A 24,566-nucleotide genomic window follows, 5' to 3' on the forward strand; every position below is an offset into this window, starting at 1 on the left:
ACGCCCGAGGAGTCTGTCGTGCCCCAACCCCTGCAGAAGGTGCTCATCGCCAACCGCGGTGAGATCGCGGTCCGTGTCATCCGCGCCTGCAAGGACGCCGGCATCGGCAGCGTTGCCGTCTACGCCGAGCCCGACCGCGACGCCCTCTTCGTCCGGCTGGCCGACGAGGCGTACTCCCTCAACGGCACCACCCCGGCCGACTCCTACCTGGACATCGCCAAGATCATCGACGTCGCGCAGCGCTCCGGCGCCGACTCGGTGCACCCGGGCTACGGCTTCCTCGCCGAGAACGCCCAGTTCGCCCAGGCCGTCCTCGACGCCGGGCTGATCTGGATCGGCCCCTCGCCCGAGGCGATCGACGCGCTGGGCGACAAGGCCAAGGCCAAGCACATCGCGCAGAAGGCCGAGGCGCCGCTCGCCCCGGGCACCAAGGACCCGGTCAAGGACGCCGACGAGGTCGTCGCCCTCGCCGAGGAGTACGGCCTGCCGATCGCCATCAAGGCCGTGTACGGCGGCGGCGGCCGCGGCCTCAAGGTCGCCCGCACGATGGAGGAGATCCCCGAGCTCTTCGAGTCGGCCACCCGCGAGGCGGTCGGCGCGTTCGGCCGCGGCGAGTGCCTGGTCGAGAAGTTCCTCGACCGCCCGCGCCACGTCGAGACCCAGTGCCTGGCCGACCAGCACGGCAACGTCGTGGTGGTCTCCACCCGCGACTGCTCGCTGCAGCGCCGCCACCAGAAGGTCGTCGAGGAGGCCCCCGCGCCGTTCCTCAGCGACGAGCAGCTCGAGCGCCTGTACTCCTCCTCCAAGGCGATCCTCAAGGAGGCCGGCTACGTCGGCGCCGGCACCTGCGAGTTCCTGGTCGCCGCCGACGGCACCATCTCCTTCCTCGAGGTCAACACCCGCCTCCAGGTCGAGCACTGCGTCTCCGAGGAGGTCACCGGCATCGACCTGGTCCGGGAGATGTTCCGCATCGCCGCCGGCGAGGAGCTCGGCTACGGCGACCCGGAGATCAAGGGCCACGCGATCGAGTACCGGATCAACGCCGAGGACGCCGGCCGCAACTTCATGCCCGCGCCGGGCACGCTGACCGAGTGGGCGCCGCCGAGCGGCCCGGGCATCCGCCTGGACTCCGGCTACGAGAAGGGCGAGACCATCCCCGGGGCGTTCGACTCCCTGGTGGCCAAGCTCATCGTCTCCGGCTCCGACCGCACCCAGGCGATCGCCCGCTCCAAGCGCGCGCTGAGCGAGTTCAAGGTCGACGGCATGCCGACGATCATCCCGTTCTTCGAGAAGGTCCTCGACGAGCCGGCGTACGTCGGCGCCTCGAACGCCACGGGCGAGGGCTCCTTCGACGTCTACACGACCTGGATCGAGAGCGAGTTCGTCAACGACATCGAGCCGTACGCCGGCGAGGCCGGCGAGGCCGAGGAGCCCGAGGAGCGGCAGAAGGTGACCGTCGAGGTCGGCGGCCGCCGCCTCGAGGTCGTGCTCCCCGGCGGCCTGGGCGGCATCGGCACCGCGCCCTCGAACGGCGGCGCGAAGAAGCCGAAGCGCGCCGGCGGCAAGAAGGCCGGCGGCGCCGTCTCCGGCGACGCCGTGGCCAGCCCGATGCAGGGCACCATCGTCAAGGTCGCCGTCGAGGACGGCCAGGAGGTCGCCGAGGGCGACATCGTGGTCGTCATGGAGGCGATGAAGATGGAGCAGCCGCTGAAGGCGCACAAGGCCGGCACCGTGACCGGCCTGGCGGCCGAGGTCGGCGCCACCGTCACCAACGGCCAGGTCATCTGCGAGCTCAAGGACTGACCACCCGGTCCCTGGACCGAGGCTCTTCGAGGCTCTTGCGGGCCGCGGGCGATCTCCTCGATCGCCCGCGGCCCGCGCCCATTTCCGCGAACCGGGGCTCAGGGCAGCGCGAGACGGGGCTTGGGGCGGCGCGAACAGGGGCTCAGGGCGGCCCCGCCGCGGCTCGGCTCGCCCTAACCCCCGGCTCGGCTCGGCGCGAGCCCCGGCTCGGCACGCCGCGAGCCCCGGCTCGGCACGCCGCGAGCCCCGGTTCGCGCTGCCCCCTAGGCTCGGGGCCGTGACCGACCTCAGGGACCCCGCGCACCACGTCAGCCCCCGCGCGCGCTGGATGTGGCTGGTCACGACCGCGGTGCAGGGCATGGTCGCGGTGGTTGTCGTCGGCGTGGTGGCGGTGCTGTGGATCCCGACCCCGTGGCGCTGGCTGGCGATGGCGGCGACGCTCGCGTGCGCGGTGGCGGCACTCGTCGCGGTGCCCCGGTGGCGCTACCTGGTGCACCGTTGGGAGGCCTCGACCACCGCCGTCTACACCCAGCGCGGCTGGTGGAGCCGGGAGCGGCGGATCGCGCCGATGTCGCGCGTGCAGACCGTCGACTTCGAGCAGGGGCCTCTGGCGCGGTTCTTCGGCCTGGCCAGCGTCACCGTCACGACGGCCTCGGCCGCGGGGCCGCTGCGCATCGACGGCCTCGACGCGCCGGTGGCGCTGCGACTGGTCGAGGAGCTGACCCGGAAGGCCGACCTGGCCGAGGGCGACGCCACGTGAGGCGCCGGGTGAGGCGCCGGGTGAGGTGCCGGATGATCCGCCCGGTGAGCGCCGCATGACCACCGGGATGGGCCCCGGGCCGTGGCAGTCCACCCCCGGGTGGCACCGGTTGGACCCGCGGATGCTGCTGGTGCAGCCGGCCCTGGAGCTGGGACGGTACTTCCCGGTGCTGGTGGGCCTGATCATCGCCGGCAGCGCGAGCGGCTTCGGGTCGTGGGTGGCCTTCGGCATCGCCCTGCCGGTCGTGCTGGGCGTGGCGCGCTACCTGACCACCGAGTACCGGATCACCGACGCGCGGATCGAGATCCGCAGCGGGCTGCTGCAGCGGCGCACCACCACCGCTCCGCTGGACCGGGTGCGCTCGGTGGACCTGACCGCGACCCTCGCCCACCGGGTCCTCGGGCTGTCCACGGTCGTCGTCGGCACCGGGGGCGCGGGGCAGGACGACCACCTGGCGCTGGACGGCCTGCCCACCGACCAGGCCGCCGCACTGCGGACCGCGCTGCTGCATCGTCGGGAAGCGGCGATGCCGTCGATGCCGGCGGCGCCGGCCGGCGCCGCCGACGCGGCCCCCTCCTCCCCCGCGCCACCGCCCATCACCCCCGCGCCTCGGGTCGTCGCCCGGTTCGAGCCGGCGTGGCTGGCGTACGCGCCGTTCACCGGGACCGGGTTGATCGCGGCCGGCGCCGTGGTCGGCGTCGGGATCCAGTCCGCGGACGCGCTCGACCTGCACCCGCACTGGGAACGGATCGACGTGCCGGGGTTCTCGGTCGCGCTGGTGGCCGGCATCGGGGTCGCGATCGTGCTGCTCGCCCTGGTGCTCACGCTGGTCGGCTACGTGGTGACCAACTTCGGCTTCACCCTCGCCCGCGACAGCCGCGCCTGGCACATCCGGCGCGGCCTGGTGACGACCCGGGAGACCAGCGTGGACGTCGAGCGCGTCGCCGGCGTGACGATCGGCGAGCCCGCCGCCATGCGGCTGGCCCGGGGCGGTCGGCTGAGCGCGATCGTGACCGGTCTCAGGCACTCCGGCGAGAGCTCCGCCGTGCTGGTGCCGCCGGCCCCCTGGCCCACGGTGCGCCGCGTCGCGGCCGCGGTGCTCGGCACGCCGGAGCCGGTCGACGCCCCGCTGCAGCCGCACGGGCCCGCGGCCGTCCGCCGGCGCTACTCCCGCGCGCTGATGGGCGGCGCGCTGCTGATCGCCGCCCCCGTGGTGCTGGTGGCAGCGGGCGGCCCGTGGTGGCCGTTGACGCTGGCGCCGGTCCTCGTCGCGGCCCTGCTGCTGCTCGCGCGCGACCGCGCCGCCGGCCTGGGCCACGCCTGGGTCGACGGGCACGTGGTGATGCGCTCCGGGTCGCTGGCGCGGCGTCGTACCGCCCTGGCGGGCGAGCACGTGATCGGCTGGAACCTGCGCGCCTCGTGGTTCCAGCGCCGCGCGGGCCTGGTCACCGTGGCCGCGACCACCGCGGGCGGCAGCGGCGCGACGGAGGTGTACGACGTCCCGGCCGCCGACGCCGAGCGGCTCGCGGAGCAGGCGACGCCGGGGCTGCTGGCGCAGTTCAGCGCCTGAGCGACCCTGGTGGTTTCGAGGCTCGCTCCGCTCGCACCTCAACCACCGGGACGGCTCGCTCCGCTCGCACCTCAACCACCGGGACGGCTCGCTCCGCTCGCACCTCAACCACCGGGACGGCTCGCTCCGCTCGCACCTCAACCACCGGCACGCAGCCCGAGGTCGTCGGCGAGCACCGCGAGGTGCCGTTCGAACAGCGCGTCGGGGTCGCCGAGCCGGTCGGGGCCGTACTGGCCGAAGACCTCGAAGCTGACGCACCCGAAGACCGCCGACCAGGCCAGCACGCCGCGCACCAGGAGGTCGTCGGGCAGGGCGACGTCGAACTGCTCGCGGATCGCGTCGAGCCCGACGCCGAGGGCGGCCGGGACGGGCTCGTCGACCGCGGGGGTCGGCTCGTCCAGCGCGCCGGCGGCCAGCGCGTCCGCGGCGATCCGGACCATCGTCCGGGGAACCCGGGTGCCGGGCTCGACGGTGCTCTCCTCGGGTGCGCGGTAGCCCGGCACCGGGGCGCCGTAGAGCAGCGCGTAGCGCGACGGCTCGGCGAGCGCCCAGGCGCGTACGGCGTGCCCGAGCGCGAGGAACCGGTCGCGGTGCCGGTCCGCCGGCACCCGCGCGACGGCCGCCTCGACCGCGTCGCCGAGCTCCCCGTAGGCGTCGACGAGCAGCAGCGTCAGGAGGTCGTCGCGGCTGGCGACGTAGCGGTAGACCGCCGAGGAGACGACGCCGAGGTCGCGGGCGACGGCGCGCAGCGAGAGCGCCGCCGCGCCGTGCTCGGCCAGGTGGACCCGGCCGATCCGGGTGATCTCCTCCATCGTCGCGGCGCGGGCGCGCTCCCTCGGGGTACCGACCATGCGGGCCATCCTGCAGCGAACCGAGATCACCGTCAACAAAAGTGAGCACCGCTCTTGCATTTAGGTCGCGGCGGTGCCACAGTCGAAAGCGAGAGCACCGCTCTCGCAATCGATCAGGACCTCCCGGAAGGAACCGCCATGACCTCCCCCACGCAGCAGCCCGGCCAGCCCGCCACCCACGTCGTCACCGGCGCCGGGCCCGTCGGCACCGGCGTCGCCCTGCACCTCGCCGACCTCGGCCACCCCGTACGCCTGCTGACCCGCTCCGGCAGCGGCCCCGAGCACCCGCTGGTCGAGCGCCGGCGCGTCGACGTCTCCCGCCGCGAGGGCCTGGCCGACGCGTTCGCCGGCGCGGCCGCCGTCCACCACTGCATCCACGGATCGCAGTACCGGGCATCGACCTGGGCGGCCGAGCTGCCGGTCGCCGAGCAGGCCGTCCTCGCCGCCGCGGGCGAGGTCGGCGCCGTCGCGGTCTTCCCCGAGAGCCTCTACTCCTACGGACGGGTGGACGGCCCCATCACCGAGGCGAGCCCGCGCACCGCCACCGGGGGCAAGCCCGGCGTGCGTTCCGCGCTGCTCGCCGCCCGCGCGGCCAGCCCGACGCCCACCGTCAGCGTCGTCGCCTCGGACTTCTTCGGGCCCCACGTCCGCAACGCCCACGCCGGGGAGCGGATGATCCCGACCGTCCTCGCCGGGCGCCGGATGCGCGTGCTGGCCGACCTCGACCAGCCCCACTCGTGGACCTACGTGCCCGACCTCGCCGCGGCGATGGTCCGCGCCGCCACCGACCCCTCCCTCTGGAACTCCGTGCTGCACGCCCCGACCGGCGCGCCCCTCACCCAGCGCGAGCTGATCGCCGCGGTCGCCGACGCCGCCGGCGTACCGATGCCGAAGACGGGCGCGATCCCCGCGTGGGCGCTGCGCGCGATCGGCCTGGTGCACACCGACACCCGGGAGCTGGCGGAGCTGAGCTACCAGTTCAGCCGGCCGTTCGTGATGGAGTCCGCGGAGAGCGAGCGGCTGCTCGGCCAGTCGCCGACCCCGATCGAGGTGGCCCTCAAGGAGACCGTCGCCTGGTGGCGCGCGCAGGGCGCCTGACCGGGAGCGGCCACCATCCGCTCTCATGCCGCGAACGAGTTCACGCGCCGGTGATCTGTCCCACCTAGGGTGATCGCATGTTCTCCAAGGTATTGGTGGCCAACCGGGGCGAGATCGCGATCCGAGCGTTCCGGGCGGCCTTCGAGATGGGCGCGCGGACCGTGGCGGTCTTCCCCTACGAGGACCGGGGCTCCGAGCACCGGCTGCGCGCGGACGAGGCGTACGAGATCGGCGAGCGCGGGCACCCCGTGCGCAGCTACCTCGATCCGCAGGGCATCGTCGAGGTCGCGGTGCGGGCGGGCGCGGACGCGATCTACCCCGGCTACGGCTTCCTCTCGGAGAACCCCGAGCTCGCCGAGGCGTGCGCCGCGGCCGGCATCACCTTCATCGGCCCCAGCGCCGAGGTGCTCGAGCTGACCGGCAACAAGGCCCGCGCGATCGCCGCCGCCAAGGCCGCCGGCGTGCCGACGCTGGCCAGCGTCCCCCCGTCCACCGACGTGGACGCGCTGGTCGAGGCCGCGTCCGCGCTCCCGTTCCCGCTCTTCGTCAAGGCGGTGGCCGGCGGCGGCGGCCGCGGCATGCGGCGCGTCGACGACCCGGCCACGCTGCGCGAGGCCATCGAGACCTGCATGCGCGAGGGCGAGGCCGCCTTCGGCGACCCCACCGTCTTCGTCGAGCAGGCCGTGATCGAGCCGCGCCACATCGAGGTCCAGATCCTCGCCGACGGCACCGGCAGCGAGGGCGGCGTGATCCACCTCTTCGAGCGCGACTGCTCGCTGCAGCGCCGGCACCAGAAGGTCATCGAGATCGCCCCGGCGCCGAACCTCGACCCGGAGCTGCGGGACCGGATGTGCGCCGACGCCGTCGCCTTCGCCCGCGCCATCGGCTACAAGAACGCCGGCACCGTGGAGTTCCTGCTCGACCCCAACGGCAACTACGTCTTCATCGAGATGAACCCGCGCATCCAGGTCGAGCACACGGTCACCGAGGAGGTGACCGACGTCGACCTGGTCCAGTCCCAGATGCGGATCGCCGCCGGCGAGACGCTCGCCGACCTCGGCCTGAGCCAGGAGACGGTCCGCCTGCGCGGCGCCGCGATGCAGTGCCGGATCACCACCGAGGACCCCGCCAACGGGTTCCGCCCCGACACCGGCAAGATCACCACCTACCGCTCCCCCGGCGGCCCCGGCGTCCGCATCGACGGCGGCACCACCTACACCGGCGCCGAGGTCAGCCCGCACTTCGACTCGATGCTGGCCAAGCTCACCTGCCGCGGGCGCACCCACGCGCTGGCCGCGGAGAAGGCGCGGCGCGCGGTGGCCGAGTTCCGGATCCGGGGCGTGGCCACCAACATCGGCTTCCTCCAGGCCGTGCTCGCCGACCCCGACTTCAACGCCGGCCGGGTGACCACCTCCTTCATCGAGACCCACCCCGAGCTGCTCGCCGCCCGGCCCGCCGCCGACCGTGGCTCCAAGCTGCTGCAGCACCTGGCCGACGTCACCGTCAACAAGCCGCACGGCGACCGGCCGGTCTCGATCGACCCCACGGACAAGCTGCCCACGATCGACCTGAAGGCGCCGCCGCCCGCGGGCTCGCGGCAGCTGCTCCAGGACGTCGGCCCCGAGGAGTTCGCCCGCCGGCTGCGCGCCCAGAAGGACGTGGCCGTCACCGACACCACGTTCCGCGACGCGCACCAGTCGCTGCTGGCCACCCGCGTCCGCACCGCCGACCTGGTCGGCGTCGCCGGGCACGTGGCGCGGATGACGCCCCAGCTGCTGTCGATGGAGGCCTGGGGCGGCGCCACCTACGACGTGGCGCTGCGGTTCCTCTCCGAGGACCCGTGGGAGCGACTCGCCAAGCTGCGCGAGGCGATGCCGAACATCTGCCTCCAGATGCTCCTGCGCGGGCGCAACACGGTCGGCTACACGCCGTACCCGACCGCCGTGACCGACGCCTTCGTCGAGGAGGCGGCGGCCACCGGGCTGGACGTCTTCCGGATCTTCGACGCCCTCAACGACGTCTCCCAGATGCGTCCGGCGATCGAGGCGGTCCGGGGCACCGGGACGGCGCTGGCGGAGGTGGCGCTGTGCTACACCGGCGACCTCAACGACCCCGGCGAGCGGATCTACACCCTCGACTACTACCTGCACCTGGCCGAGGAGATCGTCGAGGCCGGCGCGCACGTGCTGGCGATCAAGGACATGGCCGGGCTACTCCGTGCGCCGGCCGCGCGCCGTCTCGTCACCGCCCTGCGCGAGCGCTTCGACCTGCCGGTCCACCTGCACACCCACGACACCCCCGGCGGCCAGCTCGGCACGCTGCTCGCCGCGATCGACGCGGGCGTGGACGCGGTCGACGCCGCGACGGCGACGATGGCCGGCACCACCTCCCAGCCCTCCCTCACGGCGCTGGTGGCGGCCACCGACCACTCCGACCGGGAGACCGGGCTGGACCTGGCGGCGGTCAGCGCGCTGGAGCCGTACTGGGAGGCTGTGCGCCGCGTCTACGCGCCGTTCGAGTCCGGCCTCGCCTCGCCGACCGGGCGCGTCTACCGCCACGAGATCCCGGGCGGCCAGCTCTCCAACCTGCGCCAGCAGGCGATCGCGCTGGGCCTCGGCGAGAAGTTCGAGCAGGTCGAGGACATGTACGCCGCCGCGAACGACATCCTCGGCAACGTGCCGAAGGTGACGCCGAGCTCGAAGGTGATCGGCGACCTCGCGCTGGCACTGGTGGGCGCGGGCGCCGACCCGGCCGACTTCGCCGCCCACCCCGGCAAGTACGACATCCCGGCCTCGGTGATCGGCTTCCTCAACGGCGAGCTCGGCGACCCGCCGGGCGGCTGGCCGGAGCCGTTCCGGACCGAGGCGCTGGCCGGTCGCTCCTGGACCCCGCCCGCCGCCGACCTGACCGAGGAGCAGTCTGAGGGGCTCGCGTCGACGGACCGGCTGGAGCGGCGCCGCACCCTCAACCGGCTGCTCTTCCCCGGACCGACCAAGGAGTTCGAGGCGGCGCGGGAGACGTACGGCGACCTGTCGGTGCTGCCCACCACGGACTACCTCTACGGCCTGCACAGCGGCGAGGAGCACGAGGTCGACATCGAGGAGGGCAAGCGGCTGCTGCTCGGCGTGGAGGCGATCAGCCAGCCCGACGAGCGCGGCTACCGGACGGTGATGTGCACCATCAACGGCCAGCTGCGCCCGGTCAGCGTCCGCGACCGGTCCGTCTCCGCCGAGGTGGCCGCCGCGGAGAAGGCCGACCCGGGCAACCCGGGCCACGTCGCCGCCCCGTTCCAGGGCGCGGTCACCGTGACGGTCGCCGAGGGCGACACCGTCGAGGCGGGCGCCACCGTCGCGACCATCGAGGCGATGAAGATGGAGGCGGCGATCACGGCGCCGACCGGCGGCACGGTCCGCCGGATCGCGCTCAGCGGCACCAGCCCGGTCGAGGGCGGCGACCTCGTGCTGGTGATCGGCTGATCCACCGAACGCCGGAGCCGGCGGCCCGTGGGGTGGCCGGCGGCTCCGGTGGACCCGCGAGGGTCCGGTGGGCCCGCGAGGGTCCGGTGGGCCCGCGAGGGTCCGGTGGGCCCGCGAGGGTCCGGTCGTGTGCCCCAGGCATCGCCCAGAGCGGGCCTGGGGCACACGACGCCTGCCCGGCGGCCCGCCACGTGGCGAACCACGCGCGCGACCCGCTCGGTCGACTCAGGGCGTCGTGATGACGTTGACGGCCTCGAGGCCGTCCGGCCCGGCGGAGTAGGCGTGCGCCCGGTCGGCCGGGAACCGCAGGTGGTCGCCCGGACCCAGGGACGCCGGGCGGTCGCCGTACTCGACGGTGCAGGCGCCGGAGAGCACGATCAGCTGCTCCTCGACGCCGGCCACGTGCGGCGGCGAGGCGCGCCGTACGCCGGGGGCGAGCCGCAGCAGGTAGACCTCGACCGTGCGGTCCTCCTCCCGGACCAGGCGCACGCGGGTGGCGACCACGCCCTCGTCGGCGATGGTGGCGCCGTCGCGGTCGTCGAGCAGTGCGGCGAGCGGCACCCCGAGGGGGCGGGCGACGGCGTACAGGGTGTCGAGGGTCGGGTTGCGCCGGCCGGTCTCGAGCTCGGAGAGCGACCCCTTGCCGATGCCGGCGTCGGCGGCGAGCGCGGAGAGGGAGAGGCCGCGCGACTCGCGGAGCGCCCGGATCCGCGCGCCCACGTCCGCCCCCGCCGGCCTGCCGTCCGCCATCTCCGCTCCCGGTTCTGTTTACGGAACATCTCCCGTACTGTTCTGTCTACGGAACACTAGCCGGGTGCGGGCGCCCGGCCGAGCGGAAGGGCCGGCGATGACCGCCACCACGACCCCCGGGGCGACCTCCGGAGCCGACCACGGGACCTCCCAGGGGACCTCGCACGGGCCGGTGCTGGCCGGGCTCGTGACCGCCGTGGTCGGCTTCTCCAGCTCCTTCGTGGTCGTGCTCGCCGGGCTCACCGCCATGGGCGCCACACCGGCCCAGGCCGCCTCGGGCCTGCTCACGCTCTGCGTGGTGCAGGCGCTGGCGATGGCCTGGCTGAGCCTGCGGCACCGGATGCCGATCTCGATCGCCTGGTCGACGCCGGGCGCGGCGCTGCTCGCCACCTCGGCCGGTGCCGCCGGCGGCTGGCCGGTGGCGGTCGGCGCCTTCACGGTCACCGGCGCGCTCATCCTGGCCACGGCACTGCTCCCCCGGCTGGGCGACCTGGTCGCCGCGATCCCGACGACGCTGGCCCGGGCGATGCTGGCCGGCGTGCTGCTCCCGCTGTGCGTGGCGCCGGCCACCGCTCTGGTCGAGGAGCCGTGGGTGGTCGGTCCGGTGGTCGCGACGTGGCTCGTGCTGCTGCGCGTCGCCCGGCGGTGGGCGGTGCCGGGTGCGCTGCTGGTCGCGCTGAGCGCCGTGGTGCTGACCGCCGACGTCGCGCCGCACTCCTGGTGGCCGCAACTGGTCTGGACCACTCCGCACTGGACGGTCGCCGGCGCGATCGGCGTCGCGCTGCCGCTGTACGTGGTCACCATGGCCTCCCAGAACGTGCCGGGCGTGGCGGTGATGGCGAGCCTCGGCTACCGGGTGCCGTGGCGCGAGTCGCTGGCCGTGACGGGCCTGGGCACCATCGCCGGCGCCGGCACCGGTGGGCACGCGGTCAACCTCGGCGCGATCACCGCCGCGCTCGCGGCCGGCCCCGACGCCGGGCCCGACCGGAGCCGGCGCTGGATCGCCACGGTGACCGCCTCCGGGGCCTACCTGGTGCTCGCCGTCGCCAGCGCCGCCCTCGCCGCGCTGGTCGCCGCCGCCCCGGGCGGCGTCATGCAGGCCGCCGCCGGCCTCGCCCTGCTGGGCACCCTGGCCACCTCCCTCAGCGACGCCCTCGGCGACCCGACCGACCGTGAGGCCGCCGCGGCGACCCTGGTGGTGGCCGCCTCGGGGATCACCGTGCTGGGCATCGGCGCGGCCTTCTGGGCACTGCTGACCGGGCTGGCGGTGCGGGCGGTGCTGCGCGGGTGGGTCCGCCGGACGGCCGCTCCCGCGGGTCGTGTGCCCGAGAGCCCGGTATGACGATGCGTGGGGCACACGAGGCGCCAGCGGCCGGGACGTCGCTCGCGTCGTGTGCCCGACAACCCGTCATGACGCTGCCTCAGGCACACGACCCCGTCCAGTCGGGGCCCGCGCCACCGGTCTGGTCCGCGACTCCCGCAGGCACCACGCGTCACACCGGCGGAGGTCTTCTCGCGCTTGACAGGCATTGCAGCGCCCCCGAAGCGCAGGAATCACCGGTCAACCGGTGATTCCGACACCCAGACCTCTAGACCACCCGGAACCAGCTCGACCGCAACCCGAACACGGCCCGGAAGGTCTCACCGCTCACCACGGTCCTGCCCGCGGAGCCGACGATCCGGATCTTGAGCACCCGCCCGTTCCAGGCCCCGTGGCCGTCGCGCTTGCGCACCTTCACGCGCACGAAGCTGCCGATCCCCGGGTAGGCCGACTCGATCGCGGCCTTGGAGATCGTCTGCCTCCAGCTCGCGTACGGGTTGCCGGACCACCGGTCCCAGGTGTCGCGATGCGCCTGTTGGTAGGACAGCGAGCCGGCGACGGTCCAGCCCCCGTTGCTCGCCGAGAACTGGGTGAACGCCGGCTTCCCGCCGGAGCGGAGGACCGTGCGCCGGGTGGCCCGGATCGCGTCGTCCGAGGCGGGATGGGCGTCGTCGAGGCCGCCGTAGACCTGGCACGCCGAGGTGTCGCAGAGGTCGTAGGCGCGCCCCTTGTTCGCGGCGCGCTCGAACGCGGCGTACGTGCGGGCCGCCACCGCCTGCGCCCGCACCGCCTGCGGGTGCCACAGCGCAGGCACCTCGCGCGGCACCACGCCGCGCAGGTAGGCCTCGAGCGACACCACGTTGAGCGTGTCCCGCCCGCCCGAGCCCGGGATCGAGCGCAGCGACCCGGCATAGCGACGTACGCCGGACGACGTGACCAGCCGCAGCGGGCCGCCCTTGCGCGCGAACTCCACGGTGTCGGGCACCGTGCGCACCGTGTGCCACCCGCCGGCGAGGACCTGGAGCCGGCTCGCGCCGCCGGCGGCGCCGGTGATCCGCCAGCGCTTCGCGCCGGACCGCTTCAGGTTCCAGGTCCGGCCGTTCGAGACCCGACGCAGCTGCAGGCCGGATGCGTTCCGGACCACCAGCTTCGAGGTGGTGTCCACCGTCAGGAGGACGCGCAGGTCGCCGCGGGCCTTCCCCAGGTCCAGGCCCGGGTAGTAGAAGTCGAGGATCTGCCGGTAGGTCTTGCCGTGCTCGCTGGCCGCGCCCTGCGCGCCGTGCTGCGACATGCCCCGGCCGTGCCCGTAGCCGCGCCCCTCCAGCGTCACCCCGGCCGCCTCGGCCACCGTGGTCCCCTCGTCGCGGGCGGCCGCCGGGACCGGCGCCAGCATCACGCTGGTGGCCACGCCCAGCGCCGCCAGACCGGCGACGAGACCCGCCACGAGGCCGGCCGCGGGGTACGCGGCGGCACCGGTCCGGGAGACTCTGAACGCACGCACTCGCGCGATGGTAACCGGTCGAATTCGGGCGCGGACCAGCATCACTCTAGGATTTGGCACTATGACTGAGACCCAGGGCACCGAGACAGCGGAGACGACACCGGCCACGACGGCCCCCGTCGTCTCCGTACCGGACAAGCCCGCGCTCGAAGGTCTCGAGCAGAAGTGGGCCGAGCAGTGGAAGGCCGACAAGACCTACGCCTTCGACCGCACCCAGCCGCGGGAGAACGTCTACGCCATCGACACGCCGCCGCCGACCGTCTCCGGCAGCCTGCACGTCGGCCACGTCTTCTCCTACACCCACACCGACCTGATCGCCCGCTACCAGCGGATGCAGGGCAAGTCGGTCTTCTACCCGATGGGCTGGGACGACAACGGCCTGCCCACCGAGCGCCGGGTGCAGAACTACTTCGGCGTGCGCTGCGACCCGAGCCTGCCCTACGACCCCGACTTCACCCCGCCGGAGAAGCCGGACCCGAAGCGCCAGGTCCCGATCAGCCGACCCAACTTCATCGCGCTGTGCGAGCAGCTCGTGGAGGAGGACGAGAAGGTCTTCGAGTCGCTGTGGCGCACCCTCGGCCTGAGCGTCGACTGGGACACGACGTACACGACCATCGGCACCAAGGCCCAGTCGGTCAGCCAGCGCGCCTTCCTGCGCAACCTGTCGCGCGGCGAGGCCTACCTGCAGGAGGCGCCCACGCTGTGGGACGTCACCTTCCAGACCGCGGTCGCCCAGGCGGAGCTGGAGGCCCGTGAGTACGCCGGCGCGTACCACCGCGTCGCCTACCACCGCCCCGACGGCACCCCCGTCCACGTCGAGACCACCCGACCCGAGCTGATCGCCAGCGTGGTCGCGCTGATCGCGCACCCCGACGACGAGCGCTACGCCGAGCTGTTCGGCACCACCGTCACCTCGCCGGTCTTCGGCGTGGAGGTCCCCGTCCTCCCCCACCCCGCGGCGGAGATGGACAAGGGCGCCGGCATCGCGATGTGCTGCACGTTCGGCGACCTGACCGACGTGCAGTGGTGGCGCGAGCTGCAGCTGCCGGTGCGCACGGTGATCGGCCGCGACGGCCGGTTCTCCCGCGAGGTCCCGGAGTGGCTGGCCCACGAGCCCGCCGCGGCGGCGTACGCCGACCTGGCCGGCAAGACCGTCCACTCCGCGCGCGAGGGGATGGTCGCCAAGCTCAAGGAGTCCGGCGACCTGGACGGCGACCCGAAGCCGACCCAGCGGATGGCGAACTTCTACGAGAAGGGCGACAAGCCCCTCGAGATCGTCTCCACCCGCCAGTGGTACATCAAGAACGGCGGCCGCGAGGCCGACGTGCGCGACGCCATGCTGGCCCGCGGCGCCGAGATCGAGTGGCTCCCGGCCCACATGAAGCACCGCTTCGACAACTGGGTCGGCGGCCTGAACGGCGACTGGCTGATCTCGCGCCAGCGCTTCTTCGGCATCCCGTTCCCGGTCTGGTACCCGCTCGACGAGGACGGCGAGCCCGACTACGCGCGGCTCCTGCTGCCGACCGAGGCCGAGCTGCCCATCGACCCGTCGACGCAGGCGCCGACCGGCTACACCGAGGACCAGCGCGGCAAGCCCGGCGGCTTCATCGGCGACCCGGACGTGATGGACACCTGGGCCACCTCCTCGCTGACCCCGCACATCGCGGGCGGCTGGGAGTCCGACGAGGACCTGTGGGGCCGCGTCTTCCCGATGGACCTGTGCACCCACGCGCACGACATCATCCGCACCTGGCTGTTCTCCCGCGTGGTCCGCGCGCACTTCGAGAACGGCTCCGCGCCGTGGTCGCACGCGATGATCTCCGGGTTCATCGTCGACCCCGACCGCAAGAAGATGTCGAAGTCCAAGGGCAACGTGGTCGTGCCCAACCAGATCCTCGACAAGTACGGCGCCGACGCGGTCCGCTGGCGCGCCGCGATCGCCCGCCCCGGCCTGGACTCGCCGTTCGACGAGACCCAGATGAAGGTCGGCCGCCGGCTGGCGATGAAGGTCCTCAACGCCTCCAAGTTCGTGCTCGCGAGCGTCAAGGCCACCGAGCTGTCCAGCCTCGCGATCACCGAGAAGGTCGACTGCGCGCTGATCGGGCGGCTGGCGGGCGTGGTCACCAAGGCCACCGAGGCGTTCGAGCACTACGACTACACCTCCGCGCTCGAGGTCAGCGAGAAGTTCTTCTGGGAGTTCTGCGACGACTACCTGGAGCTGGTCAAGGAGCGCGCCTACGCCGAGGACGGCGGCCAGGCCACCGAGTCCGCCAAGGCCACCCTCGCGGTCGCCCTGGAGGTCCAGCTGCGGCTGCTGGCGCCGTTCCTGCCGTACGTGACCGAGGAGGTCTGGTCCTGGTGGCGCCCCGGCTCGGTGCACCACGCGTCCTGGCCGACGGCCGGCGCGCTGGGCTCGGCCGCGGCCGAGGACGGCCGGATCATCGACTCCGTCGCGGCGGCCCTGGCCGGCATCCGCGGCGCGAAGTCGCAGGCCAAGGTCAACATGAAGACCCCGCTGTCCTCCGTCACCATCGCCGGGCCGGCGAAGCTGGTCGGCGACGCCGAGGCCGCCACGACCGACCTGCGCAACGCGGGCAAGATCGTGGGCGATCTGACCTTCACCGTCGACGACGCGCTGACCGAGCTCGCGGTGACGGCGGAGATCGCGGAGCAGCCCGCCGAGTAGCCGCCGAACAGGCACGTGGGCCACGCCGAAACGGGGCTTAGGCCACGCCGAACAGGCACTTGGGCCACGCCGAAACGGTAGTTGGTCCGCTGCGAGCCGGTGGGCGCCCGATCATCGGGTGCCCTCCGGCTCGTCGCATGCTCGGCGGCGTCAGCTCCTGTGGGCCAGGCCCACAAGTCCCGGCTGGGCGCGCCCCGAGCCCCGGCTCGGCCTGCCCCGAGCCCCGGCTCGGCCTGCCCCGAGCCCCGGCTCGGCCTGCCCTAAGCCCCCGTTCGGCCTGCCCCGAGCCCCGGCTGGGCGTGCCCCTAGCCCCGGCTCGGCCTGCCCCGAGCCCCGGCTCGGCCTGCCCTGAGCCCCGGCTCGGCCTGCCCCAAGCCCCGACTCGCGGGTCGGGCGGGGAAGACGACGAAGGGCCCGGCCCCGGGATCATCCCGGACCGGGCCCTTCGTCGTTGCCCTTCTCGTAGCCCTCCGTCGTGCTCCCACGTCCCGCGGTTGCGGGGCGCGGGGTCAGCGGGTCAGGCGGACTTCTTCTTCTTGGTCTCGCGCAGCTCGAGCGTCGGCGCGACGTCGTCGTCGACGACCTCGCGGGTGACGATCACCTTCTCGACGTCGCCGCGCGACGGAACGTCGTACATGACGTGGAGGAGGACCTCCTCGATGATGGCGCGCAGGCCGCGGGCGCCGGTGCCGCGCTCCATCGCCTTGTCGGCGATGGCCTCGACGGCGTCGTCGGTGAACTCCAGCTCGACGCCGTCGAGCTCGAAGAGCTTGCGGTACTGCTTGACCAGCGCGTTGCGCGGCTCGGTGAGGATCTGCACCAGCGCGGCCCGGTCCAGCTTGCTGACGCTCGCGATCAGCGGCAGGCGGCCGATGAACTCGGGGATCAGGCCGAACTTGGTCAGGTCCTCGGGGCGCACCAGCTGCAGCAGGTCCTCGGCGTCGCGGTCGGACTGCGTCTTCACCTCGGCGGTGAAGCCGAGCGACTTCTTGCCGACCCGCTGCTCGATGATGTGCTCCAGGCCGGCGAACGCGCCGCCCACCACGAACAGGATGTTCGTGGTGTCGATCTGGATGAACTCCTGGTGCGGGTGCTTGCGCCCGCCCTGGGGCGGCACCGAGGCGGTGGTGCCCTCGATGATCTTCAGCAGCGCCTGCTGCACGCCCTCGCCGGAGACGTCGCGCGTGATCGACGGGTTCTCGGCCTTGCGGGCCACCTTGTCGATCTCGTCGATGTAGATGATCCCGGTCTCGGCCTTCTTGACGTCGTAGTCGGCCGCCTGGATGAGCTTGAGGAGGATGTTCTCGACGTCCTCGCCGACGTAGCCGGCCTCGGTCAGGGCGGTCGCGTCCGCGATCGCGAACGGCACGTTGAGCATCCGCGCCAGCGTCTGGGCGAGGTAGGTCTTGCCGCAGCCGGTGGGACCGATCACCAGGATGTTGGACTTGGCGACCTCGACGACCTCGTCCTTGCTGTGCTTGCCGGAGATCGGCTGCACGCCCGCCTGGACCCGCTTGTAGTGGTTGTAGACCGCCACCGCCAGCGACTTCTTCGCCTGCTCCTGGCCGATCACGTACGAGTTCAGGAACTCGAAGATCTCCTTGGGCTTCGGCAGCTCCGCGAGCTCGACCTCGGAGCCCTCGGCGAGCTCCTCCTCGATGATCTCGTTGCAGAGGTCGATGCACTCGTCGCAGATGTAGACGCCGGGGCCGGCGATGAGCTTCTTGACCTGCTTCTGGCTCTTTCCGCAGAACGAGCACTTCAGCAGGTCGCCTCCGTCACCGATGCGCGCCACGGGCGGTCCTCCTCTGGTGTGAACTCCCCGACGGTACCCCCGCCGCCCCCGGAACCGGGGGCGGACACGAGGGGTACGCCGGGGTCGTCATGATTCTTGTTCGGGCGGGGCCGCTCAGGCCAGCGCGGGGGTCTTCAGCGAGGCGAGCACGGAGTCGATCAGGCCGTACTCGATGGCCTGCTCCGCGGTGAGGATCTTGTCCCGCTCGATGTCCCGGCTGACCTCGTCGATCGGCTTGCCGCTGTGGTCGCTGATCATCTTCTCCAGCAGCTCGCGCATCCGGAGGATCTCGTTCGCCTGGATCTCGATGTCCGAGGTCTGGCCGAACGTGCCCTCGGTGTAGGGCTGGTGGATCAGGATCCGGCTGTTGGGCAGCGCCAGCCGCTTCCCGTTCGCGCCGGCCGCAAGGAGGATCGCCGCGGCCGAGGCGGCCTGCCCGATGCAGACGGTCTGCACGTCGGGCTTGATGAACTGGATGGTGTCGTAGATCGCGGTCAGCGCCGTGAACGAACCACCCGGGGAGTTGATGTAGATGCTGATGTCCTGGTCGGGGTTCATCGACTGCAGGCACAGCAGCTGGGCGATCACGGCGTTGGCGACCTCGTCGGAGATCGGCGTGCCGAGGTAGATGATCCGGTCCTCGAAGAGCTTGGCGTAGGGGTCGATGCGCCGGAAGCCGTAGGAGGTCCGCTCTTCCCACTGCGGGATGTAGTAGTTCATGCGTGGACCCTCCTCAGGCCTTCTTGTGGGCCGGGCGGCCCTCGCTGGACGCCTCGCGGGCGCTGGTGATGACCTGGTCGACGAGGCCGTACTCGAGGGCCTCCTGCGCGGTGAACCAGCGGTCGCGGTCCGCGTCCTCGGTCACCTGCTCGACGGTCTGGCCGGTGTGCTCGGCGATCAGGTCCAGCAGCACCTTCTTGATGTGCAGGGACTGCTGCGCCTGGATCTTGATGTCCGACGCGGAGCCGCCCATGCCCGAGGAGGGCTGGTGCATCATGATCCGCGCGTGCGGGAGGGCGTAGCGCTTGCCCTTCGCGCCGGCGCAGAGCAGGAACTGGCCCATCGAGGCGGCCAGGCCCATGCCGACCGTGGCGACGTCGTTGGGGATGTAGTTCATGGTGTCGTAGATCGCCATGCCGGCGTCCACGGAGCCACCCGGGCTGTTGATGTGCAGGAAGATGTCGGCCTCGGGGTCCTCCGCGGAGAGCAGCAGGAGCTGCGCGCAGATGGCGTTGGCGTTCTGGTCGCGGACCTCGGAGCCGAGGAACACGATCCGCTCGCGGAGCAGCCGACTGTAGATGTTGTCGTCGAGCAGGTTGAGGCCCGCCCCACCGTTCATCTGGGGCCGGGCCGTCTCGGGATTCGCAGTCACGTGGCGACCCTAGCCGCCGATCCGCCGCGAGCCACGCGATCCGCGCCTCTGTTCGCCGACAGCGGATTCGGTGGCGCGCCGGGCGCCACCGGGCCGCTCCTCAGGCCAGCCAGCGGCGCAGCGCGCCGAGGGCCTCGGGGTGGTTGAGCAGACCGAAGTGGTCCGTGCGCCCCAGGTGCAGCACCTCCGCGCCGGGGAACAGCTCGCGCCCCGACCGGTCCCGGCCGCGCGCCGACCCCGGCCGCACCAGGAGGTCGCCGAGCACGTGGCCGACCGGGTGCCGCGGCGAGGCGGTCAGCGTGCCGACCACCAGCCGGTACCGCGCGTGCGGCAGGGGCGGAACGTCGTCGGCCAGCCCGTCCGCCAGGTCACGGACACCGGCCGAGCTCGACGCCAGGAACCGGCCCAGCGCGGCGGCCTCAGGCAGCCGCCCGAGCGCCGAGCGCCCGCGCTCGAGGCCGCCGGCGACCGGGGCGCCGAGGTGCGGCGTGCCCAGGGTGACGACGTCGCTGACCCGGGCGGTCCACCCGGCGGCGGCGCCCTCGACGGAGACCGCGGCCGCGGCCCGGAGCAGCAGGCCGCCCATCGAGTGCCCGACCAGCGCGATCCGGGTGACCGGCACCGGCCACTCCTCGACCAGGCGCGCCAGCAGCGAGGCCACGGCGGCGCCGTTGGCCCGCAGCGGCAGGCCGGTGTTGACCCGCAGCGGGAGCGCCGACCAGCCGAGGTCGGTCACCGCCTCGGGATAGGTGACGCCGGTGCGCTCGCGGCCGAACTCCCAGCAGGTCTCGCTCTCGCACAGGCCGTGCACGAAGACGGCCAGCCGGCCCGAGGCGTCGGGGTAGGCCCGGGCCAGGTCGGCCGCGACCGGCGCGACGTCCCTGCCGTGGGCGCGGACCGCGACCGGGATCGCCCACCGGGGGCGCTCCTCGCTGAGCCGGTCCCCGATCAGCCCGTTGACCGCGGCGGTGACGAACCGGCCGCGGGGCGTCGCCTCGAGCGGGGCGCCGAGCCCCGCGGCCGCCGCACGGTCGAACCCGGCCGAGCAGGCGCGCAGGCCGATCCCGGCGCCGCCGTACGCCACGGTCGCGACGCCGGCGTGCGCCTTCCCTACCCAGCGCGCGGTCGGACCGGCGACGCGGTCGGCGGCGCCGTGGATGCGCCGCACCCAGGCCAGGTGGGTCTCCCGGGCCGCGGCGACGCCGAGGTCGGCGGCGACGTCGCTGAGCAGGGAGACGGCGTCGGTGGTGCGCGGGCCCGAGATCGTCATGCCGGCCACTCTAGGATTTCGAGTGCACATCTGTACACCCAAACTTTCCGGCCCCCCGGGCCCAGGAACGACGACGGCGCCGCTCCCCCACGGGGAACGGCGCCGTCGCACGGGCGCGGGCGAAGCTCAGGCCTCGGCCGGCTCCTCGGCGCTCTCCTCGGCGGCGGCCTCCTCGGCCACCGGCTCGGCGATGCTGCCGTCGGGCTGCAGGTTCTTCAGCTCGACCAGGGCGCCGGAGGCGTCCTTGACGGTCGCACCCTCGACGATCAGCGCCAGCGCCTTGCCGCGACGGATCTCGGAGACCAGCTCGGGCACGTGGTTGTGCTCGAGCATGTGGTTCACGAACTCCTGCGGGTCCTGGCCGGAGGCCTGGGCGCGGCGGATCATGTGCTGGGTCAGCTCGTTCTGGTCGACGCCGATCTCCTCCTTGACGGCGATCTCGTCGAGCAGGAACTGAGCGGCGACGGCGTCGCGGACCCGGCGCTCGAGGTCGGCCTCGAACTCCTCCTGGGTCTGACCCTCGTCCTCGAGGTACTTCTCCAGGGTGATGCCGGCGTAGGCGAGCTGCTGCTCGACGCTCTGGCGGCGGGCGTTGAGCTCCTCGGTGACCATGGTCTCCGGCAGCGGGATCTCGACCTGCTCCAGCAGGACCTCGAGCACGGCGTCGCGGGCGGCCGAGGCCTGCTCCAGGCGCTTGCCGCGGGCGAGGCGCTCGCGGACGTCCGCCGTCAGCTCGTCGAGGGTGTCGAACTCCGACGCCTCCTGGGCGAAGTCGTCGTCGAGCTCGGGCAGCTCCTGGACCTGCACCTGCTTGACGGTGACCGCGACCTGGACGTCCTGGCCGACGAGGTCGCCGCTGACCAGCTGCGAGGTGAAGGTGGTGGACTCGCCGGCGGACAGACCGGTCAGGGCCTCGTCGAGGCCCTCGATCATGCCGCCCTTGCCGACCTGGTACGAGAAGTCGGAGACCTCGGCGCCCTCGACGACCTCGTCGTCCTGCGAGGCGGCCAGGTCGATCACGACGAAGTCGTCGGTCTCGACCGCGCGCTCGACGTCGCTGAGCGTGCCGAACCGGGCGCGGAGCGCCTCGACCTGCTCGGTGACGTCCTCGTCGGTGACCTCGAGGTCCTCGACCGACGCCTCGACGGCGTCGTACGCCGGCACGTCGATCTCGGGCTTGACGTCGACCTCGGCGGTGAACTCGAGGCTGTCGTTGTCCTCGAGCTTGGTCACCTCGATCTCCGGCTGGGCCAGCGGGGTGAGGTCGTTCTCCTGGAGGGCCTCGGTGTAGGCCTTCGGGAGCACGGCGTTGATCGCCTCGTCGAGGACGACGCCGCGCCCGACCTGGCGGTCGATCACCTGCGGCGGAACCTTGCCGCGGCGGAAGCCGGGGATGTTGATCTGCTTCGCGATCTTCTGGTACGCCGCGTCGAGGCTCGGCTTGAGCTCCTCGAAGGGCACCTCGACGGTCAGCTTGGCCCGGGTCGGGCTCAAGGTCTCGACGGCGCTCTTCACAGGTGGTTCTCCTACGTGAGTCAGGGGGTTGTGCGGGGCGATCGGGTGTCGTCCGCGTCGGGGCGACAGGACTCGAACCTGCGGTCTCCTGCTCCCAAAGCAGGCGCGCTAGCCACTACGCTACGCCCCGCCAGAAGGACCGCGGGTGGCCCCTCTGAGAGGGGATGACGGGAATCGAACCCGCGTAATCAGTTTGGAAGACTGAGGCTCTACCATTGAGCTACATCCCCGCGTCACGCACGCGTCCGGGGCCACGGCCCAGGTCTCGCCCATGATGCGGGTGCCATGGTGCCACAGGTGACGGCGCCCGCCCCAACCGGCGCCCGCCGCCGGACCGGTCCGCGCCGCCGGGCGGATCCGGCTCAGCCGAGGCGGCGGTGGACCACCAGCAGCGCGCGGTCGTCGTCGGGCGAGCCGACCGAGGAGACCAGCCGGTCCGCGAAGCGGTCCCAGGAGCGCTTGATCAGCAGGCGCTCGGCCGCGCCGAGCATGGCGTCGATGCCGAGCTCGATGTCGCGGCGCGGTCGCTCGACCATGCCGTCGGTGTAGAGCAGCAGCGAGTCGCCGGCGTCCAGCCGGCCGCGGATCGGGGTGTAGACCAGGTCCGGCACCAGGCCCAGCACGGGGCCCTCGGTGCGCAGCGGCTCCCAGCGCCCCGAGCCCGCGTGGCGCTGCACGGCCGGCGGGTGGCCGGCGGTGCGGACCTCGAACGACCCCGTCTCCAGGTCCAGCGAGAGCTGGACGGCGGTGGCGAAGCCCTCCTCCCACTCCCGCTGCAGCAGGTACTCGTTGGCCGCCGGCAGGAACTCGGCCGCCGGGAGCGCGCCGATCAGCCCGCTCATCGCGCCGGAGAGCTGGAGCGCCCGGGTGCCGGCCCGCTCCCCCTTGCCGGAGACGTCGACCATCACCACCTCGAGCTTGCGGCCGAGGTGGCGGCGCGTGGCGACCACGAAGTCGCCGGCGAACGGCGACCCGCCGGCCGAGGAGAGGGCCGACTCGACCAGCCACTCCTCGGGCAGGGGCGGGATCTCGGCCTGCGCCAGGATCCGGTCGCGCAGGTCGACCAGCATCGACTCGCCCTGCAGCCGACCGACGCCGAGCCGCGCCCGGCGCCCGGTGACGACGACGGCCAGGCAGACGGCGTACATCACCCCCAGGGCGGCCACGATCCGCAGCTCGTAGGTCTGCTGCAGGATGGTCGCCGCCGTGAGGCAGAGGATCGTGAAGATCGCGAAGCCGACCATCCGCGCCCGGCTGAGCAGCAGGGTGCCGAGCAGCAGCGGCACCATCAGCGGCGTCACCGGGAAGTCCTGCGGGAAGAGCGCGACGCAGGCGACCAGCGCGATCGACGAGGCCCCGAGGAGGACGGTCAGCCCGGTGTCGGAGCGGAGGAAGCGCCAGCGGGCCCTCAAGTGGCCGCCGCCCGGGACCGGAACGTCGGCTGGCAGCCCGGGCACCAGAACAGGTTGCGCCCGCCGAGCACCTCGGTGCGGACGGCCCGCCCGCAGACGTGGCAGCCCTGGCCGGTCCTCCGGTAGACGTAGACCTCGCCGCCGTGGTCGTCCTTGCGCGGCGGACGCGCCATGGCCTCGGGCGTGTGCTCGGGCCGGACGGTGTCGATCCGCCCGGTGCGCACCCCCTCGGTCATCAGCACCACCAAATCGTCCCAGATCGAGCGCCACTGTGAGACCCGAAGCGTGCGACCGGGGCGCAGCGGGTGGATCCGGTGCCGAAACAGCACCTCGGCGCGGTAGACGTTGCCGACACCCGCCAGAACGGTCTGGTCCATCAGCAGCGTCCCGATGGGCGAGGCGCTCCGGCTGATCCGCGCCCAGGCCCGCTCGGGGTCCGCGTCCGGGCGCAGCGGGTCGGGGCCGGACCGGGCCACGACCGCCGCCCGCTCCGCGCCGGTGACCAGGGCGCAGGTCGTCGCCCCGCGCAGGTCGCCGTACGCCGGCGCGCCGGCCGCGTCCGCCGGCCGGACCAGCCGCAGGCGGACCTGGCCGACCGGCGCGGGCACCTCGTCGACCCCGTCGTGCACCGCGAAGGTGCCGTACAGGCCGAGGTGGACGTGGACGAACCGGTCCTCCGGCAGGCCGTCGCCCGCGAACCGGATGAAGAGCTGCTTGCCCCAGGCCTCGGCGTCGACCAGCGTCGTGCCGTCGACCAGGGCCGCGGAGTCGGCGAAGCGGCCCTGCGGGCTGCCCACGTGGACCCGGCGGCCGCCGAAGACGTCGGTCAGCTCGCGGGCGAGACGGTGGAGGGTGTGCCCCTCAGGCATTCGGCGCCGGCGGCGGGGCGTCGAGCGCCGAGGACGGCAGCGGCGGGAGCACCCGGGTGTCCTCGTAGGCCGCCATCTGGCCGATGCGGCGCACGTGCCGCTCGTCGCCGGGGAACGGGGTGGCCAGGAAGACCTCGACCAGGCGGGTCATCTCGTCCAGGGAGTGCATCCGGCCGCCGACGGCGACCACCCACGCGTCGTTGTGCTCGCGGGCCAGGCTCGCGGTCTCCTCCGACCAGGCGAGCGCCGCCCGGATGCCCTTCACCTTGTTGGCCGCGATCTGCTCGCCGTTGCCGGAGCCGCCGATGACGACGCCCAGGCTGTCCAGGCCGGCGGCGCGGTCCTCGGCCACACCCTCGGCCGCCCGCAGGCAGAAGACCGGGTAGTCGTCGACGGCGTCGTAGACGAACGGGCCGTGGTCGACGGGCTCGTAGCCGTGGTCGGTGAGCCAGCCGATGAGGTGGGACTTCAGTTCGAGGCCGGCGTGGTCGCAGCCGAGATGCACGCGCATGGCGTC

At 73.3% G+C, this 24,566-nt stretch carries 17 protein-coding genes, 2 tRNA genes and 1 pseudogene; 7 read left to right on the forward strand and 13 right to left on the reverse strand.

Annotated features, from left to right (window positions below; genetic code table 11):
* The first annotated feature begins 18 nt into the window (after positions 1-18).
* From ABLM29_RS15000 to ABLM29_RS15010, 3 genes are all read left to right on the forward strand, one after another.
* Positions 19-1,803, forward strand: a complete 1,785-nt coding sequence (locus tag ABLM29_RS15000; protein WP_349714935.1) for an acetyl/propionyl/methylcrotonyl-CoA carboxylase subunit alpha — start codon at positions 19-21, stop codon at positions 1,801-1,803.
* A 277-nt stretch (positions 1,804-2,080) separates the two neighbouring features.
* Complete coding sequence (locus ABLM29_RS15005; RefSeq protein WP_349714936.1) at positions 2,081-2,563, forward strand: PH domain-containing protein; 483 nt, start codon at positions 2,081-2,083, stop codon at positions 2,561-2,563.
* 55 nt (positions 2,564-2,618) lie between these two features.
* The gene (locus ABLM29_RS15010; protein WP_349714937.1) at positions 2,619-4,133 is read left to right on the forward strand and encodes a PH domain-containing protein; all 1,515 of its coding nucleotides are present in this window, start codon (positions 2,619-2,621) and stop codon (positions 4,131-4,133) included.
* Positions 4,134-4,270: 137 nt separating this feature from the next.
* On the opposite strand, the gene ABLM29_RS15015 is transcribed toward ABLM29_RS15010, so the two are convergent.
* The gene (locus ABLM29_RS15015) at positions 4,271-4,984 is read right to left on the reverse strand and encodes a TetR/AcrR family transcriptional regulator (protein ID WP_349714938.1); all 714 of its coding nucleotides are present in this window, start codon (positions 4,982-4,984) and stop codon (positions 4,271-4,273) included.
* A gap of 138 nt (positions 4,985-5,122) precedes the next feature.
* Here ABLM29_RS15015 and ABLM29_RS15020 point away from each other — a divergent pair, with 138 nt between their 5' ends.
* Positions 5,123-6,082 (forward strand): NAD-dependent epimerase/dehydratase family protein, encoded by a 960-nt coding sequence (locus ABLM29_RS15020; protein WP_349714939.1) that lies wholly within the window; start codon positions 5,123-5,125, stop codon positions 6,080-6,082.
* 77 nt (positions 6,083-6,159) lie between these two features.
* Positions 6,160-9,558: a pyruvate carboxylase gene (locus ABLM29_RS15025; protein ID WP_349714940.1), complete on the forward strand. Its 3,399-nt coding sequence runs from the start codon at positions 6,160-6,162 to the stop codon at positions 9,556-9,558.
* A 225-nt stretch (positions 9,559-9,783) separates the two neighbouring features.
* On the opposite strand, the gene ABLM29_RS15030 is transcribed toward ABLM29_RS15025, so the two are convergent.
* Entirely contained in the window at positions 9,784-10,308 is a 525-nt protein-coding gene (locus ABLM29_RS15030) for a helix-turn-helix domain-containing protein (RefSeq protein ID WP_349714941.1), read from the reverse strand.
* A gap of 97 nt (positions 10,309-10,405) precedes the next feature.
* Here ABLM29_RS15030 and ABLM29_RS15035 point away from each other — a divergent pair, with 97 nt between their 5' ends.
* Complete coding sequence (locus tag ABLM29_RS15035) at positions 10,406-11,650, forward strand: benzoate/H(+) symporter BenE family transporter (protein WP_349714942.1); 1,245 nt, start codon at positions 10,406-10,408, stop codon at positions 11,648-11,650.
* Positions 11,651-11,897: 247 nt separating this feature from the next.
* Here ABLM29_RS15035 and ABLM29_RS15040 read toward each other — a convergent pair whose 3' ends face one another.
* Positions 11,898-13,130: a SpoIID/LytB domain-containing protein gene (locus tag ABLM29_RS15040; protein ID WP_349714943.1), complete on the reverse strand. Its 1,233-nt coding sequence runs from the start codon at positions 13,128-13,130 to the stop codon at positions 11,898-11,900.
* A 61-nt stretch (positions 13,131-13,191) separates the two neighbouring features.
* On the opposite strand from ABLM29_RS15040, the gene valS reads away from it, so the two are divergent.
* On the forward strand, positions 13,192-15,816 hold the full coding sequence (gene valS, locus ABLM29_RS15045; protein ID WP_349714944.1) for a valine--tRNA ligase: 2,625 nt from the start codon (positions 13,192-13,194) through the stop codon (positions 15,814-15,816).
* A gap of 517 nt (positions 15,817-16,333) precedes the next feature.
* Here the strand turns inward: valS and clpX are convergent.
* The 10 genes and pseudogenes from clpX to ABLM29_RS15095 form a co-directional block, all read right to left on the reverse strand.
* On the reverse strand, positions 16,334-17,611 hold the full coding sequence (gene clpX, locus ABLM29_RS15050) for an ATP-dependent Clp protease ATP-binding subunit ClpX (protein ID WP_349714945.1): 1,278 nt from the start codon (positions 17,609-17,611) through the stop codon (positions 16,334-16,336).
* 114 nt (positions 17,612-17,725) lie between these two features.
* A pseudogene (locus tag ABLM29_RS15055) lies at positions 17,726-18,337 on the reverse strand (ATP-dependent Clp protease proteolytic subunit); the annotation flags it as partial.
* 7 nt (positions 18,338-18,344) lie between these two features.
* Complete coding sequence (locus ABLM29_RS15060; RefSeq protein ID WP_349714963.1) at positions 18,345-18,950, reverse strand: ATP-dependent Clp protease proteolytic subunit; 606 nt, start codon at positions 18,948-18,950, stop codon at positions 18,345-18,347.
* Between the two features lie 133 nt (positions 18,951-19,083).
* Positions 19,084-20,253, reverse strand: a complete 1,170-nt coding sequence (locus tag ABLM29_RS15065; RefSeq protein ID WP_349714946.1) for an alpha/beta hydrolase — start codon at positions 20,251-20,253, stop codon at positions 19,084-19,086.
* A 126-nt stretch (positions 20,254-20,379) separates the two neighbouring features.
* Positions 20,380-21,768, reverse strand: coding sequence for a trigger factor (gene tig, locus ABLM29_RS15070; RefSeq protein WP_349714948.1), 1,389 nt, complete (start codon positions 21,766-21,768; stop codon positions 20,380-20,382).
* 57 nt (positions 21,769-21,825) lie between these two features.
* Positions 21,826-21,898, reverse strand: a tRNA-Pro gene (locus ABLM29_RS15075).
* 29 nt (positions 21,899-21,927) lie between these two features.
* Positions 21,928-21,998: transfer RNA gene (locus ABLM29_RS15080), tRNA-Gly, on the reverse strand.
* A gap of 132 nt (positions 21,999-22,130) precedes the next feature.
* Complete coding sequence (locus ABLM29_RS15085) at positions 22,131-23,225, reverse strand: PP2C family protein-serine/threonine phosphatase (RefSeq protein ID WP_349714950.1); 1,095 nt, start codon at positions 23,223-23,225, stop codon at positions 22,131-22,133.
* Positions 23,177-24,049: an Fpg/Nei family DNA glycosylase gene (locus tag ABLM29_RS15090; protein WP_349714952.1), complete on the reverse strand. Its 873-nt coding sequence runs from the start codon at positions 24,047-24,049 to the stop codon at positions 23,177-23,179. The genes ABLM29_RS15085 and ABLM29_RS15090 overlap by 49 nt, the downstream gene beginning before the upstream one ends.
* Positions 24,042-24,560: a ribose-5-phosphate isomerase gene (locus ABLM29_RS15095; protein ID WP_349714953.1), complete on the reverse strand. Its 519-nt coding sequence runs from the start codon at positions 24,558-24,560 to the stop codon at positions 24,042-24,044. The genes ABLM29_RS15090 and ABLM29_RS15095 overlap by 8 nt, the downstream gene beginning before the upstream one ends.
* Between the last annotated feature and the right edge of the window lie 6 nt (positions 24,561-24,566).

It is taken from the genome of Nocardioides sp. YIM 152588 (assembly GCF_040191335.1).
In the GTDB taxonomy this organism is placed as follows: Bacteria; Actinomycetota; Actinomycetes; order Propionibacteriales; family Nocardioidaceae; genus Nocardioides.